This is a genomic window from Rhodococcus jostii NBRC 16295 (genome assembly GCF_001894825.1).
Taxonomy (GTDB): Bacteria; Actinomycetota; Actinomycetes; order Mycobacteriales; family Mycobacteriaceae; genus Rhodococcus_F; species Rhodococcus_F jostii.
The window spans coordinates 122,007-133,257 of the sequence record NZ_BCWY01000015.1; the positions used below are offsets into that span (position 1 = coordinate 122,007).

Below are 11,251 nucleotides of genomic sequence, written 5' to 3' on the forward strand. Positions count from 1 at the left end.
GGACGCGTCGGCGGTTCACAACGTCCCGAGGACCCTATTCGACCCTCGTTCCCATAAGCGGATCGTCTTATGGCATGAAGTCCGCACCGATCGGTTACATCGCCGGATTCCACGCCAGCTGTTCTTCTACGATGTACGGACTGCTGACTATCCGTCGGGTCTCAGGGCACGGTCTGGAGGGTTCATGAGCATCCGAATATCGTCGAGCACACCGGATGACGAACCGGGGAGCACGTTGTTTCCGGTTCGCGACAGAATCGACGAAGACCTACGAACCCACCCAGCGGTGAGGCTTGCGGGCGAAGCGGTCCCATTGATGCAACGCACCACGGCCGGAGAGCGATTCGGTCCAGTCCGGCTCATCGAGCGCGACTCCGATTTCGCCGTCGTATTCGCCGCAGATACGACCCGTTGGGCGGTTCTTGTTCAGCCAGGGAGCGAATCACCGAAGGCATCCCTCATCCTCGGGGTACCCAATCCCCGCGTTGGATTCGGTCGCTCGTTTCGAGCGTCGTACTTGGAGCGGATGAACGTCCATCAATCCGGCGATCCGTCCGTCGCGAGGGAACCACCAGAGTTCGGATGGATGGCGCTGGCCGGAATTGCTGCCGAAGGCGTGTCTCAGTTCGAAGTGAGGTCGTCGCTCGAGACAGACACCGGAGGTGTCGGAGCCGACGGAGTCGTCTTTGCGGTGCTCCGCGCGCGGTGGAGAGAGAAACCGCACGTCGCCGTAACCCTTGCCAGCGGCGAGACAGTCCCCATCCATCATCCAACCCTGCGGCCCGAGCGCCCGAGCTGACGAGCACCTGCCGGGCGAGGCGTTATCGGGTAGGCGTCGGGCAAGACGGTGGGGGCCATTTGATCGACCCCGTGCGGAGCGGTACCTAACCATTTTGTGTTGCGCCCCGCTGCGCTCGGTCAGTGCGTCGCCGCGCCGCTCGGTGTCACTGTCTTCGCGCGGTGACATGGCGTTGCCCGAGATCTCTCCGCTAACGGATCCTCTACGGGACAGCTATCGCGGGCTCTGACCGTGGCGGTATTCTTCAGCGCAAGGTAGCCCCGCGCCCGATGGCGTCGTCCATCGGTTCGTCGAGTGCGTGGGGTGTGACGATGATCGCCGAAACGGTTAATCGCACTCTTGCTGTGTTCGTCCCTGGATGGGTTCTCGATGACCGCTCGCTTACACCACCCGCTCGCGGTGACATCGTCGAAGTCGTGCTGACCTTCCACCCCACCGGCCACACACCCTCGCCATGTGGGCAAACCGTGCGGGCAACCGTCCGGCCAGTGTTCGGACACACCCCCTACAGCCACCCGGAGGGTGGACTACGGTGGCCGCTCGAGGCAATCGGTGACGGATGGTCCGCCGAGTGGATGTCCGACCGGCCCCTGACCGGACGAGTCGAACTCACCGGAAGACTCGTCGTCGATATCTTCTGGACGGGGTCCGACAATCCCGTACTGGTTCGCGGCAGGGTTCGACGGGTCCAGCTTGTCGAACAGCGCATCGAACACACCGGCAGTGGATTGCGCGCCGTGGACGGCACCGAGAGACTGACCGAGGTCGAGTCCACCCCGCACCGCTACTGGTCGAACTGGGAGACGCCCTCGACCGAGGACCACTTCCAGGGGACTGGAGTGCTAGTCGACCTGGACCTCGACGACGTACCGGCCACCAAGATGGAGTTCGTCGCCGGCGCGGTCTCCGTCGACGGACCCGACGTGTGGGTGATGGATCGGTCGAATCCTGTCCTGCTCCACATTGATACGGGATCGACACCACCACGAATCGTCGAGTACCTGTTGCCGCTGACAATCGAGCCACCGAAAAACCAGTGGACCCGCAAGGTCCACGCCGACCGCGACGGGTGCTGGATCACCTCCCGACACGAAGTGTTCCGGTGCGACCGTGCCGGAGACGGGACGTTGACCATTGAACGCGTCAGTGCCGAAGGCGGTAGCAGCGTCGTCGTCGACGGGCGACTGTTCCTTGTCGGCTCCATGTATCCGGCGCTGCACCGTGACCGCCGATACGGCGTGGTGCGCGTCGATCCCGATGCTCACCCGGTGCGGATGCTCGATGACGAGCGGCAGTTCATCCCGGTCGATGATCCGGCAACCGTTGCCCGGGTGACGGCTCAGCCGCGACGTGCCGACAAGGCTCGCGGCGCCGACGACACCGAATGGATCGCCGTCGTCGAACTCACCGCCCAGTCTCCGGACGGCACGCGCCGGCGAGTCGATCTCGATGTGCGTACTCGTGGCACGGTGCACTGGATTCAGCCGGATCCGTATACCGATCCAGCAAACGCGGACATCATGGCGAGAATTTCGGTGCCGGTGCCGGTGCCGGTCCCGATGCCGGTGCCGGTGCCGATGCCGCGTCCGCGGCTGTCGGACGAGACAGCGGGCCCGTGACCCTGTTTTCTACGCTCTTTCTGGGATCCTTCTCCGGGGCTCAGGCTCGTACCCAGTAGTCGTCGCACCATCGCCACAAGGCTGGCTCGTCGTCGACGTGCGCGACGTCGTTGTTCAGCCACCACGTCGCGTCCGGGTTCCAACCGGCCAGGACAGTTGCACCCTTGTGGTCTGCCAATGGGATTGCGAGGCCGGGTGTGGTCAGGTAGCCGTGCAAAGTGAGGTGCACGGCGTCGTAGTCGTCGGCCACCGCAGTCCAGTCGGGAATGAACCAGTCGTGATACTCACCGGTGGTGTGGAACCAATCGGAGCGCTTGGACTCGACGACGGCCAAGGGATACGCGTCGACCAAACGCGCCCAGTCCATCGGATTCGTGATCTCGTAGACCCGGGGTGTGCGGCGGATAGAGACCGTCCAGACCCGCGCTTCGTCCCCACCGAACGAGTCTTCTTCCAGGAGCAATTCCAGTGCGCCCACGCAATCCCGCGCCCGGCTGGTTTCCAAGGCGGCACTGGGCAACGGTGTCGACCACCATTCACCACCGATGGCGTTGTCCGGACGTTCCGCGCGCCAAGTGCGAAACTGTGCTTCGTCCGCGAGGACGTGGTCACGCCATTGATCGAGACCGACAGCAGTACTGCGGTACGGCAGCGTCGATTCCGGCCACTCCTCGTTCGAAGGCAGTCGGCCGATCATCCGCTGGTTGTCGAGGTCGACTGGCTCCGCCCACCACCGGGTGAGCGGGGATTCCAGAACGGTGGCAGCTACCGGATGTAAAGCCGCCACGGTGTCCGGCGTGGCGAACATGACGTCCTCCTCGTCCGGCGGTTGCCAGTACCGTGCCCAGTCTGTCGCGATAGCGAGAGCGTTGAGTAGGTCCAGTTCGGCCAGCCCCGAGATGGTTTGAACATCGACTGCCTCGATCCTCTCGAGCACGTCCGCAGGCGTTCGTGGATGGGCGGCTCGCTCGTCCGTACGGCACATGTACGCGACGTTCGCGCAGAAAAATCGTCCGCGTGGTGACGCGAGAACAAGAGTGACCAGGTCCATCAATGAACGCTACCGAACCCGCGCTGTCCGTCGCACGCAGTTACCCGCAGTGAAGTTCTGCCCGTTCATACTCGAACGATGTCGCAGGTCAGCGGTACTGTGGCGCAATCCTTCGTCGGAACCCGAAGCAGCACACCCGAGGTCACGGTCGACACATCAACCGACAACCGCGCGATCACGGTCGCAGTTACTCACTGAAGGACAACACCACCCGCGCGGCCGGCCCGCTGAGCGATCGATGACCGGCATCCGATCGATGATGGAGATGCGACCAGGGAGTTGGTGTGGCATGGGCTTGTCACGTTGCGTCGACTTGGGGCGATACCTGCATCATGTGGGTGAGGAAAGCCGCGATAGGTGCCAGCGCTCTTGTCGCGATCGCAACCGTCGCCGGCGCCTGCTCGCCCGAGGACACCGAATCGCGCGATCCGACCGTCTTCGTCCAATCCACACAGTTCGCACCGCCGCCGGCGCCGATCACCGATCTCGTGCCCACCGCCGAGCAACTGACCGCCCTGTACAACGCCACCACCAACTACTCGATACGCGAGGAGGACCGGGCGCGGCTCCTGAATGGTCCCACCGACCAGACCCTGCCGATCGCGCGGGCTTGGGGTGCGCAACCCTCACCCCAATACCTCCAGTTCACCGCCGTGGAACCCGTCGCCCCAGAGATGGTCAACGCGACTGGGCAGGGCCGCATCGAAGGCATGGAACCGTACCCGGTGGGACCAATTCCCTTCGTGCGTTTCAACAACGAGTGGAAGCTATCCCGCGCCTTCGTCTGTGGCGGATTGTTTCTCTCCGCACCACAGGTCTGCGGCTGAGGCTTCGCCCGGCACGCGCAACCGGTCTATTCAGATCGGTGACCGTTGCCGATCGCCGACCGAACCCGATCCTTGGCAACTCCGAGCGCTACCTACCGATTCGTTCGACGCGCCAAGGCGGGATCTCCCGCCGCGGCCGAACCTTGATTGCACGAAATTTGTATCCGTCCTGATCGATGACCGGCTCCCATTCGAAGTCGACCTGCTCGCCGACATCGAGACCACGGATTCCTCCGCCGATGCTGAAACTGTCGCCCGGCTGGGCATTGATGACTTCGTCGGGGTGTAGGGCGCTGTAGAAGGTCCAACAACCGCCCGGTGTGCCCGCAGAGTCGATGACTCCCCAGCCTTCGTCGTCATTCCACGTGGTGACGACGCCGCTTGCTGGGGTGCCGGTCCGGGGCGGGATCGTGTCGTCGAGGTCGGTGATCTCGTGGGCACTGCCGTCGGGATCGATATGCCAAGCTCTGGAGCTGAACGGCCCCGGCCGCGTGTAGGGCTCGGTGCCGACTGGCCATGCGCGCACCGTGTGAAAGTCGTAACCGTCTGCCGGCTCGTCGAGTTGATGCCAATCGAACTCGACTTCCTGACCTTCAGCCAAACCGGGGAACCCAGGAACCGCTACGGATATCCATGGAGTCCAGCTACCGCCGGGGGTGTCTGCGGAATCGATCACGCCCTGCATACCCCGCACGTCCCAACTGCGGACCACTCCACGGCTCGTCATGACCTCAGTATGTCCAAGACCGCTGGCGGCCAGCGAGCGAACCCGAAAGCCGAACCTGCACCGGGACGAAGTGGGTCCCAGCGCATGCTGGCGGTAGTCGGCCCTCGTTCCCGTAAGCGGATCCGCTAGCGGTGACAGCTCAACGACCATAGCGCCGCCCTGTGCGGATTGACTGCAGTCATTGGCGGTCCGGACGAGGATTGATGGTGTCGCTGTCCCACTGGACGCTCATCGTGGCGGCCACCTCCAGCGCTTCCAGATCCGGGCAGTTGATGATCGCGTCGATACACGCCGCGGATCCACCAACGTAGGTAGCCATGAGGTCGGTGTCAGTTGCCACGCACCAGGCGCGGTCGTCCGACCACCAGAGGTTCGGTGACAAGAGGCTGCGGAAGCGGTTTCCTGCAGCCGCGATGGAATCTTTGATCAGGAACATGCCCTTGTCGTATATCTCCAGGCGGCCGGCATTTCGGCGGACGTCATCGAGGATCGTGTGGCCTTCCCATATCGCGTACCAACACTGGTCGGTGGTTGTCGTGAAGTTTGCGAGAACACCGGCGAGGGCTTCGGCAGTGGGGCGGGCGAGTTCGCCGGTGCCAGGCGCCTTATCCCACAGCCCGGGTTGCCCTGATCTGGCCGCGGTGGTGGGAAGCAGGAACTCCCATCCCATCAGTCGATGCGCGGTGCGCCCGTTCGCCGCAGCGACTGCACGCCAGGTGACCGGTTCGACCTGACCAGCGGAGGGACCGGTGCGCCGGTGGGCGGGGTGGAATATGCTTGCGTAGGAGTCGAATTCGGTCGGCACACCGAACCGACGACGACGGCGCGGTGGTCTCTGGCGAATCGCTTCAGACTCTCATCTATCCATTTTCCTGCCGAAACATCACGTTGGAAGCTGTCCGCAGTCCACATGAACAGTAGGTTCTCATGATTCCGGCGGGTGGTACTGGGATCAGACCCGGCAGTCCCGGTAATGGATCGGTAGCCGGACACCGGTCGCTCCGGCAACGGTGGCGCATGCACTCGCTACCTTGGTTACCGATTGACCGATGATTCTCGCGCTCGCGCGCAGTCTCCATTGGTGTCAGCCGTTCAACCTGGAGGTCGCCGTGCGCAATTCCCTCACTCGCGCCACCCTATGGTCTGCGGCCGCAACCGAACGCGCCGCTCTGGCCGATGACCTCGCTAATCTTCACGAGGCGCAGTGGGCGCAGCAGTCGCTGTGCGGACGGTGGGTGGTAGAGGAGGTCGTTGCTCACCTCACGGCGGCGGCGAGTATCGGTGCGCTTCGTTGGTTTGGCAGTGTCCTGGGGGCACGGTTCGACTTTGACCTGCACAACGACCGGCGTCTGGCCGAGTACCGAGGCGCGACCCCCGCCGAGACTCTCGAGTGGTTCCAGCGGGTTGTCACCAGCACGACGTCGGCGCCGGGTCCCACCGCGGCGTGGCTTGGTGAGGTGGTGGTGCATGCCCAGGACATCCGGCGGCCGCTCGGGTTCGTGCGCACGCCCGCCGTCGAGACGGTCACCGAGGTTGCCCGCTTCTACGCCCGGCGGGACTTCACCGTGGCCGGCCGCAGCACCATCGAAGGTCTTCGTCTCGAAGCGACCGACGGGCCCTTCACGACGGGAGCCGGCCCGATGGTCAGCGGCACGACCCTGGCGCTCACGATGGCCATGGCCGGTCGTGGTGCCTACTGTGACGACCTCACCGGGCCGGGCATGCCCACACTGCGGGACCGCTGCACAACCTGACTGCGCTTGAGAAGCGTCCGCTGACGGAACCCGCACCGGCACGTCCCGGAAGCCGGCCGTTGACCGGAACTCGCTGACCAGCGCCGTTCCGGTAGCCCCGTCCGGCGATGTCATTGCTTTCGGGGCGTCAATCGGGACACTCCGAACTGGATCAGGCCGAAGATGGCCGAGTCTCACCACGATGGCAGATCCGCCACCGACCCGCCACTCGCCGTGAGATTCCGACTTATGTTCGTGGGAGCGGTCCGTGGTCCGGGTTAGCTGCCCGTAATGTGCCGTAGCAGACCGGAAGGGTTGACTCCTGAGATTCCTGTCACCCCATCCTGCGGGTTGACTTTCTGGCGGTGTGTCGCCCCTTCCGGCCTGCGTTCGCGGAGTGACTGAAGAGAGGCGTGACCCCAAGCTGCTGTGAGAGGTACTTGAAGTCGGATTGTCCTCCGCGGATCTCCCATCACGACAGAGAAGGGAACCGTCCTCCATGATCGTCATCGGCATCGATCCCCACAAGTCCACCCACACCGCCACCGCGGTCGACCCCGTCACCAACACCGACCTCGGCTCCCTGCGCATCGACGCCACCCTCGCTGACTACAAGAAGCTGGTTGCGTGGGCCAAGGCCTGGCCGCAACGCCAGTGGGCGGTCGAGAACGCCGAGGGGCTCGGTCATCACCTGGCGCAGTGGCTGCTGGTTCTCGGGGAGACCGTCCTCGACGTTCCGGCCACCGCCACCTCCCGGGTCCGGCAACTCTCCCGTGGCGGCCGGCGCAAGAACGACCGCATCGACGCGGCCGCGGCCGCGTGTGTGGCCGCCTGCAGGGTGATGCCCGCCCGGTCGACCCCGAGGCCCGACCGATGTCCTGGCCTGGCTCGATGAGCGTCGAACGAACGTGTGCAACAGTCGCACTCGCATCGTCAATCAGCTGCACGCGCTGTTGCGGCAGCTGCTGGCCGGCGGTGCGCCGACTTCGCTGACCGCGGCCGCGGCCACCGCATTGCTGCGGGGCTTCCGCGCCCGCAGCGAGGTCGATCGAATCCGCGTCAATCTCTGTCGCGACCTGATCTCCGATATCCGGCGCCTCGATGGTCAGCTCGCGGAGTACGAGAAGCAGATGACCCGTGCGCTCAAAGAGCACGGCACCGGTCTGCGCGAGGTCGACGGGATCGGTTCGGTGACCGCCGCCCGCCTGATCGGTCGAACGGGACGAGCGAGCCGGTTCCCGGCGGCGGCCACTTACGCGACCTACAACGGATCGGCACCGGTGCAGATCGCCAGCGCCGACACCGACCACCACCGCCTGTCCCGGTACGGGGACCGGCAGCTGAACTCCGCCCTCTACACCATTGCGACGGTCCAGGTTCGGATGCCCGCCAGCGCCGGGCGCGCGTACTACGGCAAGAAGATCGCCGAGGGAAAGAGTCCCCGTGCAGCGATCCGCAGCCTCAAGCGGCACCTGTCCGATCACGTCTGGCGCATCATGCTCGCCGACGAAAAGCGCAGCCACCGGCAACACGAGAAAGAATCCGACAGGGCGGCTTGACAATAGAGAGGCACCGCCACCGGATTCGAGACCCGGCACGCCGCCACGTCGAATGCAGTCTCACCCAATTGGCCGACTGGACACTGAGTGGCCATCCGAGATGAGATTTGGCCACGAGTCTCGAGACCCTCCGGGGCGGCTGACGCGAAGGTGTGATGTGCGCGAGGTGGAGTCCAGCTTCCCGTTCTCGGGACCGGAGAATCCGGAGGCGACGCCGTCGAGTGCTCCTCTGCGTGGTCCAGTCAGGGAGACAGTCCGCCACGACGCGTTGCTCGTAGTAGGCACCGCGTCATCGGTGATGTAGTTGTGCGTCGCCTGCATCCCTCGTTCCAGATGCGGACAAGACCGGAATCTCTTTCTCGTCGACTCACCCACATAGTTCGAGGCTTTCTTGATCGGTACGGCAACTGCGGCTCCGCCGCTCGTGCGTGGTTGACGAGTCCAGAGTCTCGTCAGCCACGCACGGGGAGCGGAGCTCCGTTCAGCAGCGCGTCCCTTGCCATCGTCGCGGCCCCGATTCGCTGTGCGGATTCGCCGAGTTGGGTTTCGCGGATGCGTGCGAGGGGGCGATGCCCGGAACCGGTTGCGAGGGAAGCGTAGACGTCCCGTGCATGGTCGAGGAACAGCGCAGCCGAACCGCTGACACCACCGGAGATGACGACGAGATCGGGGTCGTAGACGTCGCCGACCATGGCGAGTCCGACGCCCAGCCAGCGTGCGAACTCCTCCATGGTGCGCACGGCGAGTGGGTCGCCGTCCCGTGCCGCGCTCGCGATGCGACGTCCGGTGAGCGATCCCGGATCGCTCGCCACCTCACGCGCCAGCACCGTCGAACTGGTCGGGTCGGCGGCCAGGAGCTCGATGGCGGTGTCGACGAGAGCGGTTCCGCTGCAATACCGTTCCCAGCATCCCCGCTTGCCGCAGGCGCAGGGTCTGCCGCCGGGTACCACCTGGAGGTGGCCCAGCTCGGGAGCGACGCCGTAACTGCCCCGGTAGAGCATGCCGTCGATGAGGAGGGCCGCACCGATACCCGTGCCGATCGCGACCATCACGACGTTGCGACCGCCGGCGGCTGCACCGAAACGATGCTCCGCCCATGCCGCCGCGTTCGCGTCGTGTTCGAGGACCACCGGCAGTCCGAGCCGGTCGCTGAGGTCGTTGGCCACCGCCACGTTCTTCCACGGCAGGTGCGGGGCGAAGCGCACGGTGGTGAGGTCGGGGGTGATGAATCCGGCCACGGCGAGCCCGACGGCCGAAACAGGATGGCGCCCTGCGAGCTCGCGGACGGCGCGGTCGAGCGCATCTTCGAGGGCCTTCGCCGACTGCGGGGTGGGCGCCTGCACGGAGTCGAGCACCTCGCCCGTGTCGTCGACCACGCAGGCACGGATACTGGTACCACCGACGTCGATGCCGACGGTGAGAGCGGAAGCAGGCACGGAGCCGACGGTACTCACCGTGTCGAGGCCGTCGCCGCCTCGGGTACCGCCAGGGAATCCTCCCAGGCGTCGAGCCGGTTGATGGCCGTTCTCGCGACCACCTGCTGCTCCGTCACCGCGAGATGCCCGCGTGTCCGGCCGAGGAACGACCAGGTCCACGACATTGCGGTAGCGAGTCGGCTCTTGAAACCGACGATGTAGACCAGGTGGATCAGGAGCCAGAGCAGCCAGGCGAGCAGCCCGGTCAGTTGCAGACGGCCCACCTTCGCGACCGCGTGGAAGCGGGAGATCATGGCCATGCTGCCCTTGTCCGTGTACCGAAACGGGGCGCGTTCGGGCTTGTCGTGACCCTTTCGGTGGGCACGCACCTCCGCCGCGATCAGCGTCGCGGCGTAGCGGCCGCCCTGGATCGCGACCTGGGCGACGCCGGGAAGGCCGTCCCGGTTCATCATGTCTCCGACGACGAAGACGTTGCTGTGGCCGGGCAGGGTCAGGTCGGGTTCGACGAGGACGCGGCCGGCGCGGTCGGTGTCGGCACCGGTCTGATCGGCCAGTTGCCGGCCCAACGGGCTGGCGGCGACACCGGCGGACCAGATCTTGCACGCAGCCTCGATCCGCCGCTCGACACCGTCCTGGTCGCGGACGGTGAGTCCGTCGTCGTCGACGTCGGTCACCATCGCGCCGAGCTGGATCTCGACTCCGAGATCCCCGAGCGTGTCGGCGGCAGCGCGACGCAATTTCTCGTCGAAGGGTGGGAGCACCGTGGGCGCCGCGTCTAGCAGGATGATGCGCGCGTCCCGGGGATCGATGGTGCGGTAGGCGCCGGCGAGCGTGCGGTGCGCGAGTTGGGCGATTTCACCCGCCATCTCGACGCCGGTGGGTCCGGCGCCGACCACGACGAACGTCAGGAGCCGCGCCCGCTCGGCGGGATCGGTGCTCACCTCGGCGCTTTCGAACGCGCCCAGGATGCGGCCGCGCAACTCGAGGGCGTCGTCGATCGTCTTCATGCCGGGCGCGTGCTCGGCGAAATGGTCGTTGCCGAAATAGGATTGGCGGGCACCCGCCGAGACGACGAGGCTGTCGTATTCGGTGACGGTGGTGCGGCCGCGATGCGTCGAGGTGACGGTCCGGTCGGCGACGTCGATCTTCTCGACTCCGCCGATCAGGACGGACGCGTTCTGCTGGTCCTCGAGGACGAGCCGGGTCGCGGGAGCGATCTCGCCCTCGGACAGGATTCCCGTCGCCACCTGGTACAGCAGCGGCTGGAACAGGTGATGCGTCGTGCGATCGATCAGAGTGACATCGACGTCCGTCCGTTTCAGGGCCTTGGTGGCGAAGAGGCCGCCGAATCCCGATCCGATGACCACGACGCGATGACGGCGGGCGAGAGCGGTGTCGCTCATGAAGTTCCTTTCGATCGAACGGACTCCGCGCCGGACCGCGGACGGTCCGGCGCGGAGAACCAGCACTTATGCGTTCTGGGGGAAGCCGAGGTTGAGT

General features: G+C 65.5%; 9 protein-coding genes and 1 pseudogene. 5 read left to right on the forward strand and 5 right to left on the reverse strand.

The annotated features are described in order from the left end of the window. Positions 1–316: 316 nt before the first annotated feature. Both RJ1_RS12760 and RJ1_RS46715 read left to right on the forward strand, forming a co-directional pair. Entirely contained in the window at positions 317–799 is a 483-nt protein-coding gene (locus RJ1_RS12760; protein ID WP_073360374.1) for a hypothetical protein, read from the forward strand. 488 nt (positions 800–1,287) lie between these two features. Further along, positions 1,288–2,418, forward strand: a complete 1,131-nt coding sequence (locus RJ1_RS46715; RefSeq protein ID WP_073360376.1) for a hypothetical protein — start codon at positions 1,288–1,290, stop codon at positions 2,416–2,418. 40 nt (positions 2,419–2,458) lie between these two features. On the opposite strand, the gene RJ1_RS12770 is transcribed toward RJ1_RS46715, so the two are convergent. Beyond that, positions 2,459–3,469: a hypothetical protein gene (locus RJ1_RS12770; RefSeq protein WP_073360378.1), complete on the reverse strand. Its 1,011-nt coding sequence runs from the start codon at positions 3,467–3,469 to the stop codon at positions 2,459–2,461. Positions 3,470–3,801: 332 nt separating this feature from the next. Here RJ1_RS12770 and RJ1_RS12775 point away from each other — a divergent pair, with 332 nt between their 5' ends. Further along, positions 3,802–4,296, forward strand: coding sequence for an MTB12 C-terminal domain-containing protein (locus RJ1_RS12775; protein ID WP_073360380.1), 495 nt, complete (start codon positions 3,802–3,804; stop codon positions 4,294–4,296). A gap of 88 nt (positions 4,297–4,384) precedes the next feature. Here the strand turns inward: RJ1_RS12775 and RJ1_RS47635 are convergent, their stop codons facing one another. After that, the gene (locus RJ1_RS47635) at positions 4,385–4,981 is read right to left on the reverse strand and encodes a hypothetical protein (RefSeq protein WP_240319743.1); all 597 of its coding nucleotides are present in this window, start codon (positions 4,979–4,981) and stop codon (positions 4,385–4,387) included. Positions 4,982–5,201: 220 nt separating this feature from the next. After that, positions 5,202–5,828, reverse strand: a complete 627-nt coding sequence (locus RJ1_RS12785; protein WP_240319742.1) for a hypothetical protein — start codon at positions 5,826–5,828, stop codon at positions 5,202–5,204. Between the two features lie 244 nt (positions 5,829–6,072). On the opposite strand from RJ1_RS12785, the gene RJ1_RS12790 reads away from it, so the two are divergent. Continuing rightward, positions 6,073–6,777, forward strand: a complete 705-nt coding sequence (locus RJ1_RS12790) for a maleylpyruvate isomerase family mycothiol-dependent enzyme (protein WP_378379897.1) — start codon at positions 6,073–6,075, stop codon at positions 6,775–6,777. Between the two features lie 478 nt (positions 6,778–7,255). Further along, positions 7,256–8,315: pseudogene (locus RJ1_RS49265) on the forward strand (IS110 family RNA-guided transposase). 452 nt (positions 8,316–8,767) lie between these two features. Here RJ1_RS49265 and RJ1_RS12800 read toward each other — a convergent pair. Together RJ1_RS12800 and RJ1_RS12805 are read right to left on the reverse strand one after the other, a co-directional pair. After that, the gene (locus RJ1_RS12800) at positions 8,768–9,769 is read right to left on the reverse strand and encodes an ROK family protein (RefSeq protein ID WP_073360382.1); all 1,002 of its coding nucleotides are present in this window, start codon (positions 9,767–9,769) and stop codon (positions 8,768–8,770) included. Next, the gene (locus tag RJ1_RS12805) at positions 9,766–11,154 is read right to left on the reverse strand and encodes an NAD(P)/FAD-dependent oxidoreductase (protein ID WP_073360416.1); all 1,389 of its coding nucleotides are present in this window, start codon (positions 11,152–11,154) and stop codon (positions 9,766–9,768) included. Before RJ1_RS12805 ends, RJ1_RS12800 begins: the two co-directional genes overlap by 4 nt. Between the last annotated feature and the right edge of the window lie 97 nt (positions 11,155–11,251).

Excerpts from the sequence above, each read along its gene's own strand:
- RJ1_RS12770 (WP_073360378.1), bottom strand. The coding sequence starts at position 3,469 with ATGGACCTGGTCACTCTTGTTCTCGCGTCACCACGCGGACGATTTTTC.
- RJ1_RS12790 (WP_378379897.1), top strand. The coding sequence starts at position 6,073 with ATGATTCTCGCGCTCGCGCGCAGTCTCCATTGGTGTCAGCCGTTCAAC.
- RJ1_RS47635 (WP_240319743.1), bottom strand. The coding sequence starts at position 4,981 with ATGCAGGGCGTGATCGATTCCGCAGACACCCCCGGCGGTAGCTGGACT.
- RJ1_RS12775 (WP_073360380.1), top strand. The coding sequence starts at position 3,802 with ATGTGGGTGAGGAAAGCCGCGATAGGTGCCAGCGCTCTTGTCGCGATC.
- RJ1_RS12805 (WP_073360416.1), bottom strand. The coding sequence starts at position 11,154 with ATGAGCGACACCGCTCTCGCCCGCCGTCATCGCGTCGTGGTCATCGGA.
- RJ1_RS12760 (WP_073360374.1), top strand. The coding sequence starts at position 317 with ATGCAACGCACCACGGCCGGAGAGCGATTCGGTCCAGTCCGGCTCATC.